This window comes from Stenotrophomonas sp. 1278 (assembly GCF_029892765.1).
GTDB lineage: Bacteria > Pseudomonadota > Gammaproteobacteria > Xanthomonadales > Xanthomonadaceae > Stenotrophomonas > Stenotrophomonas indicatrix.
The window spans coordinates 194705-211039 of record NZ_JARXWD010000002.1; the positions used below are offsets into that span (position 1 = coordinate 194705).

General features: G+C 63.6%; 15 protein-coding genes. 7 read left to right on the plus strand and 8 right to left on the minus strand.

Going from position 1 to position 16335, the window contains the following annotated elements; genetic code table 11:
- Positions 1-572 precede the first annotated feature (572 nt).
- A complete protein-coding gene (locus tag M2299_RS03060; RefSeq protein WP_108723611.1) occupies positions 573-1118 on the plus strand; it encodes an Imm57 family immunity protein in 546 nt (181 codons plus the stop codon).
- 73 nt (positions 1119-1191) lie between these two features.
- Here M2299_RS03060 and M2299_RS03065 read toward each other — a convergent pair whose 3' ends face one another.
- Positions 1192-3945, minus strand: coding sequence for a UvrD-helicase domain-containing protein (locus M2299_RS03065; protein ID WP_280883909.1), 2754 nt, complete (start codon positions 3943-3945; stop codon positions 1192-1194).
- A gap of 192 nt (positions 3946-4137) precedes the next feature.
- On the opposite strand from M2299_RS03065, the gene M2299_RS03070 reads away from it, so the two are divergent.
- The 6 genes from M2299_RS03070 to M2299_RS03095 all read left to right on the plus strand — a co-directional run bounded on the left by M2299_RS03070 (position 4138) and on the right by M2299_RS03095 (position 9319).
- Positions 4138-4872 carry a hypothetical protein gene (locus M2299_RS03070; protein ID WP_280883845.1) on the plus strand — a complete coding sequence of 245 codons (735 nt, stop codon included), beginning with the start codon at positions 4138-4140 and terminating at the stop codon, positions 4870-4872.
- 489 nt (positions 4873-5361) lie between these two features.
- A complete protein-coding gene (locus tag M2299_RS03075) occupies positions 5362-5769 on the plus strand; it encodes a hypothetical protein (RefSeq protein WP_280883846.1) in 408 nt (135 codons plus the stop codon).
- 109 nt (positions 5770-5878) lie between these two features.
- Complete coding sequence (locus M2299_RS03080) at positions 5879-6304, plus strand: hypothetical protein (RefSeq protein WP_025878744.1); 426 nt, start codon at positions 5879-5881, stop codon at positions 6302-6304.
- A gap of 78 nt (positions 6305-6382) precedes the next feature.
- A complete protein-coding gene (locus M2299_RS03085; protein ID WP_280883847.1) occupies positions 6383-6967 on the plus strand; it encodes a hypothetical protein in 585 nt (194 codons plus the stop codon).
- 136 nt (positions 6968-7103) lie between these two features.
- The gene (locus M2299_RS03090) at positions 7104-7967 is read left to right on the plus strand and encodes a hypothetical protein (protein ID WP_280883848.1); all 864 of its coding nucleotides are present in this window, start codon (positions 7104-7106) and stop codon (positions 7965-7967) included.
- Positions 7968-7993: 26 nt separating this feature from the next.
- Positions 7994-9319 carry an XVIPCD domain-containing protein gene (locus M2299_RS03095; RefSeq protein WP_280883849.1) on the plus strand — a complete coding sequence of 442 codons (1326 nt, stop codon included), beginning with the start codon at positions 7994-7996 and terminating at the stop codon, positions 9317-9319.
- Between the two features lie 45 nt (positions 9320-9364).
- Here M2299_RS03095 and M2299_RS03100 read toward each other — a convergent pair whose 3' ends face one another.
- The 7 genes from M2299_RS03100 to M2299_RS03130 form a co-directional block, all read right to left on the minus strand.
- Positions 9365-9742 carry an EF-hand domain-containing protein gene (locus M2299_RS03100; protein ID WP_280883850.1) on the minus strand — a complete coding sequence of 126 codons (378 nt, stop codon included), beginning with the start codon at positions 9740-9742 and terminating at the stop codon, positions 9365-9367.
- Between the two features lie 31 nt (positions 9743-9773).
- Positions 9774-10172 carry a hypothetical protein gene (locus tag M2299_RS03105; protein WP_280883851.1) on the minus strand — a complete coding sequence of 133 codons (399 nt, stop codon included), beginning with the start codon at positions 10170-10172 and terminating at the stop codon, positions 9774-9776.
- A 90-nt stretch (positions 10173-10262) separates the two neighbouring features.
- Positions 10263-12227, minus strand: coding sequence for a MacB family efflux pump subunit (locus M2299_RS03110; protein ID WP_280883852.1), 1965 nt, complete (start codon positions 12225-12227; stop codon positions 10263-10265).
- Positions 12224-13414, minus strand: a complete 1191-nt coding sequence (locus M2299_RS03115) for an efflux RND transporter periplasmic adaptor subunit (RefSeq protein WP_280883853.1) — start codon at positions 13412-13414, stop codon at positions 12224-12226. The genes M2299_RS03110 and M2299_RS03115 overlap by 4 nt, the downstream gene beginning before the upstream one ends.
- A gap of 136 nt (positions 13415-13550) precedes the next feature.
- The gene (locus tag M2299_RS03120) at positions 13551-13973 is read right to left on the minus strand and encodes a hypothetical protein (protein ID WP_280883854.1); all 423 of its coding nucleotides are present in this window, start codon (positions 13971-13973) and stop codon (positions 13551-13553) included.
- Positions 13974-14294: 321 nt separating this feature from the next.
- Positions 14295-15644, minus strand: coding sequence for a HAMP domain-containing sensor histidine kinase (locus tag M2299_RS03125; protein ID WP_280883855.1), 1350 nt, complete (start codon positions 15642-15644; stop codon positions 14295-14297).
- The gene (locus M2299_RS03130; protein WP_280883856.1) at positions 15644-16318 is read right to left on the minus strand and encodes a response regulator transcription factor; all 675 of its coding nucleotides are present in this window, start codon (positions 16316-16318) and stop codon (positions 15644-15646) included. The genes M2299_RS03125 and M2299_RS03130 overlap by 1 nt, the downstream gene beginning before the upstream one ends.
- Positions 16319-16335 lie beyond the last annotated feature (17 nt).

The window sequence follows — 16335 nt, forward strand, 5'->3', positions numbered from 1 at the left end:
TCCGGCTTGTGGAAGGTTGTCCCGAGCAGGCAGTGGCAGTGGCAGTGGCAGTGGCAGTCGCCGCCAGGATGGCCGTAAACAGGATCGATCTCATGTGCATCACTGTACTCCACACATATTGTTCTGGACCTGAGTCCGCCACGCAGAGCATGACGCATGCATGCAGCATCCCAGAGGGTGGACTCAATATCGGAAAGCGGCGTCATTTCTGGCCAAAACGGGTGCCAGGCCGAGGCCATCATCGGCGCACTGCTTCGGCGCCGAAAAGTAGGGGGCGCCGTGCTGATACGCATCTGCGGTAGATGTGACAAGAGGTGGCGAATATTCCACCGAATGGCGCAATCTACCTGTAAGAAGCTTCGTAAGCGGGCCCCGGGCCCGGCTGCGGTGACAGGCCAAGAGTGACAAGGCCAACTGCTTCAGGAAGTACTCTTGATGCCTCGGTAGGCTTCGCCCCGCGCGCTCAGCGATGGCGGTGCCGCAACCAAAAGTTCCCGCGAGTCTTCTTCTCTCGCAGATCCGCATTGAACCAGGGAGTACTCTGTGGGCTCTTCCTCGCTTCTGGTAGGCCAATGAAGATCGCTGCACTCATCTCGTGCCTTGTGCTCTGTGCTTCCTTCGCATCTCCAGCATCAGCCCGGCCGCTGGCAGAGAAACTTGAAGCAGACATGGAAATGGCCGAGCACTCCATTCTCGCCTCCTTGGCCGTACACAAGAGTTCTGGAAGCATGTCACTGTGCTCCCAGGTCCCCTATGCCTGTGCAGGGGCTGATGGTGCCGAGCTGGGTCTTGCCTTGATCGGCGGCAGTAGAAGTCCAGCCGCGCCCCGGCACCTTGCAGGATTGACACGTTTTCGCATGGACGGAGCATTTTCTGAGGACTACAAGTGCTACGTCGCCGCGCAGGGATATTCAATCGTTCAGGCTGCGGCGAAGCTGGATGCCAAGCGTCTGGCAGGGCAATGCCTGTCCGAATTTTCTGCCTTCAAGCGACGGGCTGGCGGTGTGAGCTTCGACGTGGCGCCTGAGAACATCTGCAGTTCAGTCGCGGACATCCAGAAATCGCTGCGTGAAGTCGCCGGACTGGCCAAGGCCGGTGCTGGCTGTGACGGCGTCTGATCCGCCCATGCGTTCCATGGAGAATTGAAGCAGGGCGTCCGCGCTTTTCCAAAGGCTGTTGCCATGAAGATTCTTAGTAGCGTCGCCCATCCTTCGGTTTGTTATGGCACAACGGATAACTAGAGCACGACCGGAACGCCCCGTGCGGCCCATTCCGCTCCACAAACACGCCCAACTTGCACACCGGGCAGCGCTCCTCATTGATGGCCGCGCCTGAAATCCCGGACACCTCCACAACCCCTTCCGCCACCAGCTCGTCCAGGAACGGTGAGTGCTTCCCCTGCAGAGTGAACATCGCAACCGACCGTCGTGCACGCGTCAGCGCGACATAGAACAACCGTCGTTCTTCGCTCAGTGGATAGGTATCACCATCCGGCATTGCCAGCGAAAGCACCGGGTCATCCGAGCGTAGGCTCGGGAAGCTGCGATTGATCATGCCCGGCAGGATCACGTAGTCCGCCTCGCGCCCCTTCGATCGATGTGCTGTGAGGAACTCGACATCCATCGTGCTGCCGAAGGTCGTCTTCCAATCCGAAGGCACTACACCGCGATCCGCGCGGTAGCGCCCCAGAACAAAAACGCTAACGCGCCCGTCGCGTCCCTGCGGAACCGCACCTGACAAGAGCTGCTGGTGCAGCTTGGCAAGGTACTGGCGAACACCATCCTGCAGCTCCTCACGCCGGTTCGTCTGGAACGCCTGCAGCACCGGGCCCATTGCCGGCGTAGCAGAACGAACTTCTTTGGCGATCTGCGCCGGATTGCGGCTGATGAAGCGGCTGGAAACATCACACAGTGCCTGTGGGCAGCGGAACGTCTGCTCCAGTTTCAGCACTTGCCCGTGCCCCACCCATTCGCGGAAACCGGTCATCACTGAAACATCGGCGCCGGCGAAGCGGTTGATCGACTGCCAGTCGTCGCCCACGGCAAACAGATAGCGGCCCGGGCGGTTGACCAGAGCGCGGCACAAGCGGGCGCGGGCGCGCGAGGCGTCCTGGAATTCGTCGGCCATCACCAGCTCGTAGGGCGATTCATAGTGGCCCTGTTCCAGCAGCCCGGCGGCCATGTTCAACATGTCTTCGAAGTCGATGCTGCGTTCGTCCGCCAGCGCGTCATCCCACGCCTGGAACACAGGCCCCGCGATTTCAAGGAAGCGCCGGTAACGTTCCTTGAACTGATCCTCGGGCATCTGCCGCAGACGCTCGGCCATGTCTTCCAGGCTCAGGCAGTTGCTCTTGGCGTGTGCAATGAAAGTGCGCATCAGCCCGATCAGATCGGCATCGGGCATGGGCTTGGCGCCGGTATCGGGCAGTTCGCGGTCCGGGTTGGGGTCCAGTTCGATGCGTGATTCGCCCAGCCGTTCCGATAGGTGGTGCAGGGCCTCGCCACTGCGTAGCCCGAACGAGGTGGTCTCGACCAGCGCGGTACCGCGTGCGGCATGCTGCTCGCGTTTCCAGCGCACGCCATCGGCGTAGTTGTCGAAATGCTTCGGCGGCTGGCCGTCGGCATCCAGCGCGAAGTGCTCGTGATACAGCTTGGCGTCCGGATAATAGAAGTCCGGGCGATATTGACGATGGGTATCGGTGGCGGTATCGAATTCGTAGCGCCGCTCGTAGTTGTAGGCCACGCCGTTGTAGAACAGCCAATCGGCAATCACGCACTCTTCCAGGCTCTTCACCCGTTCGCCCTGCAGGGTGCGGATGTAGGGGGTGCCATCTCGGTTGTAGCCATCGGCCAGCATCTGCGCGCCCAGTGGCGGCAGATCGCGCCCGAACACCAGCCGGAACATGTCCCACTGGGTGCGGAAGTGGGTCGAACGGTCCTTCAGGTCGTCTACCAGCTCGGCCAGCTTGTTGAACCCCAGCGTTGCTTCGACGGCCCATTCGGGAATATCGGGCTTGCGCCCCGTCGCCTTGGCGATGATGGACAGGCCAAGTGCATGGAAAGTGCGCGCCTCCACCACGGTATCGCCCATGCCTAGCCGCTCGAAGGATCGCTGTGCCCGATCTTCCAGCTCTTTGGCGGCATCCTTGTTGAAGGCCAGCATCACGATGCGCTCGGGGGCCACAAAGCCACGGTCGATAGCGTAAGCAGCCTTGGCCACCATAGTGGAGGTCTTGCCGGAGCCGGCTGAGGCGACCACCTGCACGCGGTTGTCGAAACAGATGACCGCGCGGGCTTGTTCTTCGGTAAGCGGCTTGCTCTCCACCCGTTGCAGGAAGTTCCTGGCCAGCACCAGCTCGCGCGTTGCCATGGACGCGTTGGCCTCGGCCCAGACGGATGGCCAATCCAGTTCCCAGTCGCGCAGGGCGTCCAGCGCGGCACGGTGGCTGTGCGCGTGCAGGTCTTCGTGTACGGCGTCGTCGAGGAACAGCTGCTGCAGCTCGGACGGCTGCAGGGGCAGGGCGGGGCGCTCGGCCAGCAGTGCTTGCTGCTGTTCGTGGGTGATCCATCGGCGGTCGGCGCTGGCGCGGTCGGTCAGGGCGTCTGCCTCGGCCAGCCAGCAGTAGATCTGCGCGAGGATGTCTGCAAAGAGCGCTTTGCGACCGCGGGTCGTGCAGGTAAACAGGACCTGCTGCACGGCGGCCGAAAGCTGGGATGCTTGGCGGTTGGGCAGGCCATCGACGGACACCGTGTGATGGTCTTCAGTCTGCAGCTCGACCCGGGCCCAGAACAGGCCTGGAATGATCCGCACGCGCGCATCATCGTCAACGTGCTGGCGGTAGTGCTTGCCACCCATGCGAATCTCGATGTATTCGCCTTCCAGCCGCAGCAACCAGTGTGCTGAACGGGTCAAACGCTGGCCCCAGCCCGAGGGGCGCCATTCCATAGACATCCTGAAACTGCCTTGCATACGTCAATGGGCGTAAAGTGCCCTTACGAGCCAATGATAAGCGGGCTTGGTGTCGCTTGCGGCTTGTACCGCCTCCGTCTGGGCGAACGCAGGCTTGCACCGGGTTACCATGGGGCCCGCAACCCGAGCTCGCCGTCGTTCAATGGTTGCAATCCAGGAAGGATTCCCATGTCGAAGCTGATGCAGCATTTCCCGCGCCGAATCCGTGTGTTGGCCGTCGCGCTGTTGGCCGCAGCACTGCCCGCCGCTGCGCAAGCAGCCGTCCAATCATTGGCGTGTGGTCTCTGGTCGGAAGAGGCTGACGGGACCTGGGACGCCCTGCGCTATGTGGATGGAGCCACCGGGGCTACGGAATCGCGCGACACCTATCAATGGACATCGAAGCAGGTCTCTTTCGGCACCGGTGCCTCGTTCAGTTGGAATCTGATCTACCACTGGCCGCGTGATGCGACCCGTCAGAAGACCGTTCCCGAGCGCGACGTGGTTGTGGGCATGGAGTTCCGGTTCAATGCAAAGGAGATCGGCCAGCCACTGAAAGACCCGGGGCATACGTGGATTCATCTGTACCGCTTCGCCGATCCGGCCAGACGGTTCTCGGTTCACTCCACCAGCCTGACCAACACCATGGACTGGACGCGCCTGCAGGATGGAAGCCTGTATGGACGAGCGTTGTTGTCGCTGGACACGGTGCTGGCATTTGGCACGAACCTGGACGCCCTTGTCTGGAACATCCGTCGTGGTCCCGATCCGCTGGGAGTGACCCAGTCCGAGTTTGCGGGCGCGCTGCCCGTGTCAGCGATGCGCGGCAAGATGGCGCGGGTTCCGCAACTGCGCGTAGCGCTGGACCGCAAGGCGGCGAACTTCCGCAGTGAATGCAAGGCGCCCATCATGATGGGGCAGTAGTGACCGTGGCCATGCCCCATGCGCGCCCGTAGCAGTCTGTGGCGGAACGCGTCGAACCTGTAGGCGGGTCGTGATCTGCATGATGGCGGCGCTTTGGGTAATTCGATCGTCGTGATCGGCCATGCCGCGGGCGACGGTCGGCTGCTCCGGTGCGTGCTCTTCGTCACGGCTCCAGCACGCAGAAGGCCCTGGCTGTCGCAGGCTGCACGCAATGCTGTTTCTGCCTCTTTTCAGCGCCGGACGGCGCGCGAATCATGGCTCCGCCAAGGCACCCGCCCTGGCCGGGATTGGCGTCCCGAACTTACGTACCGCTACCGGTCGTGCTTGCAGCCACAACTGCAATCACGACAATGCACCGTCGGCCAGTCCATGGCGGACGGTGCGTGGGGATCTCTCGATCCGCCGGCTTTAGCGGTACGTATCCGGCACGCCAACCCGCACCGTCCGCCACCTTGCATCTGCAGGTGGCCATACTGCGAGGTTGCCACCATGCTTGACCTGCTTCCCGACTATCCTCGTCTGCACGCGCTGTTCGGCGATGCCGTGCGCGATCTTCCCAATGCTCTCGCCGAAAAGATGGAAGACGCACTCAGCGATGCAGCCGAGTCCGCGCCTCCCTCTGCGTTCTTCACGTTCCTGCAAGGCCACGGCAAAGGCCATCGTGCGGACGGCACACCGTGGTCCGAAAACCGCCTCACGCCCGGTCGCGCTTTCGACTTGGCCTTGGCCACCCGCAGTGCCTCGGGCATCACCGCGCTCACCGCCATGTTGCACGCCGCACACATAGCCCGGGAGAACGACGATCCGGGCTCCTATCCGTCGGCAGCGCTGGTCGATGGTCTGTTCGACGCCTGCGAAGCACTGTCGCTGCAGGTAGAGCGCTGTCTTGTCCCTTGACTTGCCGGCGCATTGCCACGGACAGGATGAGGGCGGTGAACCCGTGCTTCCCGCCCTCTGATCCGCTGGACTCTCAAGTAAACTCCGGGAAAACGATCTGGGGAAATGGATGAGGAACGTCGTAGCGCTGACCTTTGCAGCCGCTCTTTTCTCGCTGGCCGGATGCTCCACGGTGCCAGTGACGGAGGCCCAGGCCAAACCGATCCCTTCCGAGCGGGTCTACCTGCCGCAGTACTTGCAGAAGTCTGCTGAGCGCTCGGCGACGATCTATATCAGCCGTGACAAAGGTTACTTTGGCTCCGGTTGCTCGCATGACATCTCTCTCAACAACGAGAAGGTGATGGCAATCAGGCAGGGCGAGGCAGCCACGCTTCATGTTGTTCCGGGAGCCTACTTCCTCAAACTGGAAACGGGCGGTGGTCTCTGCCCGAACATTTCCACCTCGCAGAATCTGACGCTGGGCGCTGGCGAGCGTCAGGTGTACCGCGTGCTGCTTCCCTCCGACGGTAATCTTCGCCTGACCCGAGACCAGTAAGCTGCGGGGCATTTTCCCGGCAAAGCCGACGCGCTGCCTCTTGTAGCCCTTGCACGGATCGCAGAGGAACATTCCCCGATGGAATTCGAGCACCGGATAACCTGGTCAACTGGATGTTTCGAAGCCACTGCCCTTAGGCAGGGATGGCGTTTCGATGCCAGTCAAGGACTTTGGCGGATCGACATCAACCGGGTAGAAGCGCACCTGCAGAAGGATCTGGCCGCCCAGGAGTTCGGTACCGCCGTTACCCGTTTCATTTTCGGATTTGAGATGCATCGCATGGGCGGTGTGCTGGACGATGAAGCCGTTCTGCAATCCATGGCGGCGACACGCGATCTAACGCGCTATTACCGATCCAGACACGCGTTCCTGGCGGTTGGTCAGCTTGAATGGACGCAGGTCTGCCATCTCGATGCAGTCGCTCAATGGGGTGCCTATAGCTCCACTCTACTGTACGCGGTCGACAACTGGAGTCGCCAGTCACGCAAGCCGAAGGACTTTGACGTCTCCTCATTCCGTACAGCGATTCAGCAGAGCCTGCAGGCGCTGACAGAGGATCAATACGCTGTCGATCCGGAATCAATGGACCTTTCACCGCCCGAGTGGGATGAAGCTGGTCGATTCATTCATCGGAACCTGGATCCCGGGTCGCTCGATCGTTGAGCAGTCTGTGAACCGGAGGACCGAGGTCACGCCGACTTCGGAAGTGTTCGAAATGCCTGAAGAGATATTCCGGGGGCCTGTTCCACCGATCTCAATCTTTCTATAGTGGAGCCAAACCCTGCAATGGAATGGCCCGATGCACCCGATGTCCTCCGGCCGGTGCCTGGCACTCGCAATCGCCGTCGCTGTGAGCGCCAGTGCCTGCGCACGACCGCCATCCACCGAACACGAAAGGAATCCCGCCATGCCTGGCGCAACGCAGACCGGTCGTACCCTCAACGGCCACACCTACACCGACGCGCCCGTGGATGTGAAGCTGGGGCCGAATACCTTCCGCATCCCTGCCAATTATCTGGACAGCCAGATTGCGCCTTGGCCGGGGGAGGGGGTGACGCTGGTTATCGAATGGCCTGACATGAAGCCGACCGCGCCGGGCGCACGGGCGAATCCGAGGACCAATGATTTCCGCAAGGAGATCGCGGTGGCGGTGAACTACATCGACAGGATTCCAATCGAAACGTCGCTTGCGCGACTGTCGTCCAACGAGGCCATCACCGAGGAGGGATCGGTGGAACGTGGTGATCCACGGGCACGCCTGGACCTGCGGATTGCCCGGCCAGCGACGCTGGGGCTGGTCCCTTATGCCATCGATGAAGAGAGGATGGCCCGCTATTCAAAGGACTACGAGGCCCGCTACGGCAAGCCTCCTGTTCGAAACCCGGCCTATGAAGATGACTGGTATGTTGCGCGCAACGAAGATGGTCAGCTCACCACATTCATAAAGTGCGAGACCACCTCGTTCCGGGGTGATGGCGTGCGCCTGGAAGGCGATCAGGTCATCGACCTCGACGACCCGGTGGCGGCAGGATGTACGCACTATTTCGTGGATGTCGAGAACAAGCTCTCGATCACCTTGAACTACAAGCGGGCATTCCTGAAGGACTGGAAGCGCATGGAAGACGCGGTACGGAATGCCTTTGCACGCACCAAGGCCAGGTGATCCGAAGACAATTCAAGGAGTAAGTCATGGGTGGACTGACCCAGAAGGACATCAGGATCCTCACTGCCTACGCGGATTCGGGCAACCGGGAGCTCTACTGGAACTATCTCTCGCAGCTTCCCGGTGCAGACGGTTATGGAACGCTGGCGTTGGGTGTTGTGCGCAACGACAGCCTGCCCGGGCGGGTGGCAAACAGCTACGCTCAGGAACATGCGAGAACGCAGCACGACGATGGTTCACGCTTCCCCAATGCGGTGTTGAGTGAACGGCAATGGGAAGCCTTCGGACAGAGTCTGCTCAAGCAGGACCTCGTGTTGCGGCAGTACTGGTCGCAGCAGCAGCGCCCGGATCTTGCCTTGAACCTGCCCGGCAAGGATGTGATGACCGCGCACGACCGTGCGTTCGAGCAGCATCGCCTGGATCCCAATTGCTGGACACCCCGCGTGCTGCTTCAGGCCGCACTGGAAAAGAGTGGCCCGCAGAAGCTGGAGCAGATCTGGACCAACATGCTCGACAACGATGGGGCCGGACTCCCGCGGGTGGGAAGTACCAGTCGCGATGCGATCACCCAGATGGGATTGAGCAAGGGGAGCCAGTACCTCGGCACGCTGACGTTCCATGAAGTCACCCAGGCCCTGGGTGGCCGCTCCTCGGTCGACCCCAACGTCATCGGCGGCCTCAATTCCTACGCGTTGTACTTTGAAAAGGACAGCAAGTGGGTCAGTGTGACCTCCGGCGGTGGGCACAGTTCGCTGCGCGAGATCACCGATCCGGCCCGCATCGCCGAACTCAACGACGCGCGCGAAGTCCGCCTTGAGCGCCAGCAGAAGGCCACCCACTTCCACCCGGAAGATCCCTACCGCTCCATCACCCGCAGCCCGCTCACTGCATCGGTCGATGGCATGCCAGGCCCCCAGCGTTCGCCAACGCGTCTGGCGGACATCGGCCCGGGCCACGCCGAGTACAGTCTGCTGCAGCAGGTCAGCGGGCATGTCGCCGGCATCGACGCCAGAGCAGGACGCACGCCGGATGAAAGCAGTGAACGTCTGACCGCCAGCGTGATGGTCCTGGCCCGGCAGAACAACCTGGACCGTGCCGACCATGTGCTGCTCAGCGCGCAGACGGCGGACAGCCCAGCTGGCCGCAACGTGTTCGTGGTGCAGGGCGAGATGAACGACCCGGCACACCTGAGGGCTTCCATGCCCACCGATGTGGCTGTGCAGACGCCGGTAGAGCAGTCGTTGCAGCGTCTGGAGCTGGCCAGTGCAGAACGGCAACACGCCCAGTCCCAGCGTCAGCAGCAGGAACTGGACAACCAGGTGCGCGAGCAGCCGGCAACGCGCCTGGCATAGTGCACAGCAAGGGGCAGTGGGGTATTCCCATTACCCCCGCACCCGTTACTTCCCCGGTGCGTCGGCAGTCTGCGCCGCCACCATCGCCTGCTGCATTTCCTTCAGCGACAGGTAGCCATCGCCGTCGGTATCCAGCCCCGTGAAGTACTTCGCAATTTCCGGCACCACGGCCGCTTCTTCCTTGCTGATCTTTCCGTCCTTGTTCTTGTCCATCGCAGCGAACGCGGCATCGATCGAGTCAGCCTGCTTGCTGAAGCGTGCCTGCTGATACGTGGCAAACTCGGCCTTGTCGACGCGACCGTCCTTGTTGCTGTCCATCGCGGTGAAGGTGGAATCGATATAGGCCTGTTTCGGGTCGGCGGGCGCGGCGTGTGCAAGGAGCGGGGCGGCGCACAGCGCGATCAGCAGGGCGGTCTTGTTCATATGCATTGCATGTAGTCCTTGAGCGAGGGAGTCAGCGGCAGGGGTAGGTGTAGCCATCGCGGTCGCGATAGCTGTCGGTACGCCGGTCGTAGTTGCCGTAGCGGTTCATGCAGTAGCCGGCGCGCTCGCGAGTTTCCCGCTCGCGCTTCGCCGCTGCCGCGATCACGCCCGCCACCACAGCCGCGCCCACGACGCCCACCACCACGCCTGTGGTCTTGGCGTCGTGTCGGCGCTCACGTTCGCGGTCACGCTCCCGCTCCCGTTCTCGGCGCTGCCAGTCATCGCGCTCGCGGTCACGATAGTCCTGGTTCCACTGCGGGTTGTGGCGGTCGCCACGCTGCGCATGGGCATCGCCCGAGTAGGGCAGCAGCACCAGCAGTTGTGCGGCTGCTACAAGCAGCAGCACAGTCCTTCCTGTTTTCAGAAACATCGTCCAGCTCCTGTGCGGACATCGTCGGTAGCTGCAGTACACACCGCAGACATTGCGCGAACCTGCCGTCACCGCAGGCAATTGCGGTGATTACCGGACCAGCGCTTCCACTGGGTCCAGCTGCGCCGCGCGACGTGCCGGCAGGAAGCCGAAGCCGATGCCGATCAGGCTGGAACACGCGAATGCCGCAATGATCGAACTTGCCGAGAACACCAGGCTGAAGCCTACGTCGGCCAGTGCCAGCACCGCGCCCAGCAGCAACGCCACGCCAATGCCCAGTACGCCGCCAAGCAGGCACACCAGCACCGACTCGATCAGGAACTGCTGCAGGATGTCGCTGCGCCGCGCGCCCACGGCCATGCGCACGCCAATCTCGCGGGTGCGCTCGGTTACCGACACCAGCATGATGTTCATCACTCCGATGCCGCCGACTACCAGTGCAATGGCTGCAATGGAGCTGATCATCATGGTGAGGATGCCGGTGGTCTGTTCAATCGAGTGGCGGATCTGCGCGTTGTTGCTCATGTAGAAGTCGGTACTGCCGTGGCGGCGGGTCAGCAATCGTGCGATGGCCTGCTCGGCCGCTTCCATGCTGATCGCATCGGATACGCGCACGGTGATGCTGGATGCATGGCTCTGGCCCAACACCCGCGCCATGGCGGTGGTGTAGGGCATCCATACCCGTAGCAGCGAGGCGTCGCCGGCGGCGCCGGCATCTTTCTTCACTACACCCACCACGCGCACCGGCACGGTGCCCAGCAGCAGGGTCTGCCCGATGGGGTTCTCGGCTGCGGCGAAGAAGCGCGCGCGGGTGTTGGCGTCGATGATCGCCACCTGCTGGTAGCCAGCCACACCCTGCGCGCCGAAGAAGGCGCCTTCGCCCAGCTTCAATCCATGCACGCGGAAGTACTGTTCGCTGACGCCCTGCACCTGCACGCTGGCGGAGCGGTTGCCGCGCATCGCGGTACCCGTGGTGGCTACGCCAGGGGTGGCACTGTCCACGAACGGTTGCCCTGCCAGGGCCACGCTGTCACCCGGGGTAAGGGTCTCCACCCGCGCCGCGTGCAGGTCGCCAAAGCCGGAGCCTGGATAGATCTCGATGGTGCTGGTACCCAGCGAAGAGATGTTGGACAGGATGGCCTGACGCGCACCCGTACCCAGCGCGACCACCGACACCACCGAGGCGATGCCGATGATGATGCCGAGCATGGTCAGGAAGGTACGCATGCGGTGTGCGTTCATGGCGCGCAGGGCCATGCGGAAGGCCTCGGAGAAGCGATCACGCACGGCCTGCCAGCCGATGCCATCGTTGCGTTGCGGCATCGCGGTCGGCGCCATGCCCGCTGCCGAGCCAGCACCCGTGGCACGATCATCGACAATCCGACCATCGCGGATCTCGATGATGCGCTGGGCGTGCTCGGCCACCGCCATGTCATGGGTCACCAGCACCACGGTGTGGCCTTCGGCATGCAGCTCGCCGAGGATCTTCATCACTTCCTTGCCCGACTGTGTATCCAGGGCGCCGGTCGGTTCGTCGGCGAAAATCACCGCACCGCCATTCATCAGTGCGCGGGCAATCGACACGCGTTGCTGCTGGCCCCCCGACAGCTCGCCGGGCAGATGTTGCATGCGTTCCCCCAGGCCCAGCCGCGCCAGCAGTTCGGCGGCCCGCGCGTGGCGCGCGGGGGAGGGCATGCCGGCATAGATCGCCGGCACTTCCACGTTGCCCAGCGCGGTCAGGTCGGCCAGCAGGTGGTAACGCTGGAAGATGAAGCCGAAGTGTTCGCGGCGCAGTTCGGCCAGTTCGTCGGGCGACATCTGCGCGGTCTGGCGTCCTGCAATCTGGTATTCGCCGGCAGAGGGCCGATCGAGGCAGCCGAGGATGTTCATCAGCGTCGACTTGCCCGAGCCGGACTGGCCGACAATGGCCACCAGTTCACCGGCATGGATGTCCAGGTCCACACCGTCCAGTACCACCAGCGCCTGCTCGCCGGCGGCGAATTCACGGCGCAGCCCACGTACGCTCAGCAGAGGCTCGCTCATGGGGGCGCTCATCGGGGCTGCGCGGGTGCGGCGGCGTCTTCGTCGCCGGCTTGAGCCAGAACCACCTGCTCGCCTTGCTTCAAGCCGCTGCGTACTTCCACCTGGATCTGGTCATCCAGCCCGATGGCGATGCGCCGCGCCACGGCGCGCCCGTCTGCACCGCGAACCTGCACGCTGTAGCTGCCATCGCCGGCCCGCGCACCCAGCGCGGCGGAGGGGATGGTCAGCACGTTGTTGGCACGGCCGAGCACGATGCGTACCTGGGCGGTCATGTAGCTGCGCAGGCGCCCATCACTGTTGTCCACGTCGAACTGGCCGTTGTAGTACATGGCGGTGCGGCTGCCGGTGGACAACGCCGGTGACGTGAGGCTGGATGCATCTTCGTTGGTGATCGATTCGGGCGCTGGCGCAATGTCGCGCAGCGTGCTGCTGTAGCGGCGGCCCGCATCGCCAAGGATGGTGAAGAAGGCTTCCTGGCCGACCGTGGTGTGCACAACGTCGGCCTCGGAGATTTCGGCATAGACGGTCATCACGTCCTGGTTGCCCAGCATGACGATGGTGGGTGCGCTCTGTACCGCGTTCACCGTCTGCCCCTGACGGGCGACCACCGCCAGCACCGTGCCATCGGTAGGCGCGGTGATGCGGGTGTATTCCAGATTGGTCTGCGCGATGTCCACCTCGGTCTGCCGCTGCACGATCTCCCCATCCAGCGCTTTGATCTGTTCGCGGGTTGCCTCCACCTTGGCGTTGGCCGCGTCGAAGTCGGCGCGGGCAACCAGCTGCGATGCGACCAGTCGTTGCTGCCGCCGCAGGGTCAGTTCGAACTGGCGTAGATCGGTGGCCAGTGCATCACGGTTGGCGCGTGCGGTGCGCTGTGCTGCCTGCGCACTCAGCAGTGCATTGCGCTGGGTACGGGAGTCGATGTCGGCAATCGGGTCACCTGCCTTCACCTTGTCGCCCAGCTTCACGTACAGGGTTTCGATGCGCCCGGAAACCTGCGCGCCCACGCTCACCAGTCGCGATGGCTTCAGGGTGCCGGTGGCTTCCACCACCTGCTCGATGTTCCCACGCACCACGGGCGCGAGCTGCAGTGGTGGTGGCGGTGCCGGTCGGAGCCAGAACCAGGAGGCAATGGCAGTGCACAGTACGGCACCGGCGGTCATCAGCAGTCGGCGGTGTTTACGCGGTGCCGTGCTCATTCGCACAGCATCCAGAAGGGGCAGGTCATCGGTGGTCCTCGCGGCAGGAGAGATGCACGCGCCGGGTGCCGGGCGTGGATGGCCGTCGAGTCTCAAGGTGATGGATTGCGTGAACCTTGCGGCGCTGTCGTGGTTGTCAGGTCACTTCCATGGCGATGACCAGCGCCACGGCGACGAACTGCAAGGCACTGCCCAGCACCAGCAACCCGCTGCGCAGACGGTCGGATGTCATGCGCAGGCTGCAGAGCTGGCACAGCGTGCCGATCACCAGCCCTGCGGCAGCGAGTGTGCTGGTCGGCTGCGCGTGCACGCGATGTATCACCAGCGGGACCCAAGCGCTGGCCAGCATCATCCACGCTGCATGCCTGTCTACGTTGCGCAGAGCAGCAGGGAGGGTTCGCGCTGTAGTTGATCGCCATGCGGACAGCGCGTGCAGCACGGCATGTGCGACGACGAAGAGCAGCACTGCGCTGGTCAGTGCTGCGTGTGCATGGCGGTGCGTTGAAACCACCAGTGCACTGCCGGGCAGCAGCAGGAACAGCGCGGCAAAAAGGCGCATCAGCACGTTCGGACGCTTCGCCGCAGGTATCGCGCGCAGCCACTGTGGCCAATGCGGCAGTCCGCGCGCGCGATCGGCATGCGAGCGTCTATTCCACGCAGCCGCGGTCAAACCGGATGTAGCTGGTGTCGCGCGGGATCGGCTAGAGGAGGAGGGTGGAGGAACTCCTTCGGTCACGTGCAGGCTTCCTGTCAGGATGGAACGCGATGGCACCGCAGATGCCATCGATTCGATGCTGCGCAGCGAACATTGCCGCAACCTTGCGTGTCATCGCTGTCTGCAGCGCACGGACAGGCGGCAGTCACCGATGTGCGGACGTCCTCAGTGCTCTAGCGATGGCGCAGAGGCAACGCCCGGGTGCTGTGGGAATTCGACGCGGATCAGCGCGCCGCCACCGGGGGCATCCAGAATAGTGACACGGCCACCGTGACGGTCGATCACCTGCCGCACCAGGTTCAGTCCCAGGCCCGCACCGGTCTGCCGTGGGCGCAGTCGCTGGAACGGCTCGAACACACGTTCGCGCTGGTCCACCGGAATGCCGGGGCCATCGTCTTCCACTTCCAGGCAGCTGCCCTGCACCCGCACGATGATCTGGCGGCCACCGTGCTCGGCGGCATTCAACACCAGGTTGGAGATCACCCGTTCGACCGCGCCAGCCTCACCCAGCACCGGGAAGTGTGGTTCCACCGCCACCGCCACCGTCTTGTCCGACTGGATCAGCAGGGGCGCAAGATCGGCGGCCACCCGTTTGGCCGCCCGGGCCAGGTTGAGGGTTTCCTTTGGACCGTCCTCTTCCATGCGGTGAAGGTCCAGCAGCTGCTCGGCCAGGGTCGCCAGACGCGCGACTTCCACGGCAAGGCTGCGCGAAGTCGAATCATCAGCGGCATCGATCTTTACCCGCAGGATCGCGATCGGCGTGCGCAACTCATGCGCCGCTGCGGCGATGAAACGGCGTTGCCGCTCGTGTCCTTCATCCAACCGGTCCAATGCATCGTTGACGGCGGTTACCAGCGGCGCGATCTCCACCGGCACCGCAGTTTCGGTCAGGCGGATGCCACGACGGCTGGCCGAGATGTTGCGGGCTTCCTGCGCGATGCGCTCGACACCGGCCAGTGCCCGCCGCACGATGATCGGCGTCAGGATGATGGTGGCCAGCGCCAGCAGCAGGAAGATCGGCAGGGTGATGATGTGCGCGGCCAACGCCATCTGCATGGTCAGCGAATCGGTTTCGCCATGGGCCATGATGGTCAGCTTGCCGGCCGGTCCGCTGTGCTGGCGTACCACCACGGCCAGGCCATCTCTGCGATCACGCCCGCGCAGGTCGCCATAGGGGATGCCATCGAGGGCACCGACCAGCGAGGCATAGGCCGGTGGCACATGACCGAAGGTGACGTGGTGCCCATGCTCGTCCTCGGCGATGAACCAGGCACCGGGGACGATCTTCAGCAGTTCGGCCAGCTCCGGCGTGTGCTGCACGTACAGTTCGCCGTTGCGGTCGCGGTGCACCGCCTCGGCCGCCACCGGTGCGAAGGTCTGGATGGTGTAGTAGCCACCGCTGTCGGCACGCACCAGCACCATCAGCAGGGCGAAGAAGGCCACCAGCAGTGCGAGCAACTGGTAGATCAGCGTCTTGACGATCAGTGGGCGCTTCAACGACGGGCGACGCGCCATCACTTGCTTTCCCGCATCAGATAGCCAACCCCGCGAATGGCGTGGATCTCCACGCCCGCATCGGCGTCAGCGAGTTTTCGGCGCAGGCGCGAGACGTGCGAATCCAGGGTGTTGGAATGGATGCCGTCGTCGAAGCCATACACCGCCATCTCGATGGATTCGCGCAGCACGGTGCGGCCCAGGCGCCGTGCGAGGGCGGCCAGCACCCGGATCTCGCGCCGCGGCAGCTCCAGCCGCTGGCCGCCCACATTGGCCTCGCCCGAGGCAGGGTCGAACACCAATCGGCCGATGCTGATGGACTCCACCTGCAATCCGCTTGGGCGACGGCCCGCAGCACGGATCCGCGCGAACAGCTCCTCCAGCGCGAAGGGTTTGGCCAGGTAGTCATCGGCGCCTTCATCCAGGCCGGCAATCCGGTCCGGCAACTGGCCCAGCGCGCTCAGCACGATGATCGGCACCCCGGGGTTGCGCTCGCGCAGCAGGGAAATCAACGCCAGGCCATCGCCATCGGGCAGGGTGCGGTCCAGCAGCACCAGATCGTGCAGGCCGCACAGGGCCGCCTCCCGCGCCAGTGCCAGGGTATTGGCCACGTCCACCACATAGCGCTCGCGCTGCAGGGCGGACTTGAGGGTGGCGGCCAGTTCGGCTTCGTCTTCGATCAGCAGGATGTGCATCAGCAGGGCTTGGGCAG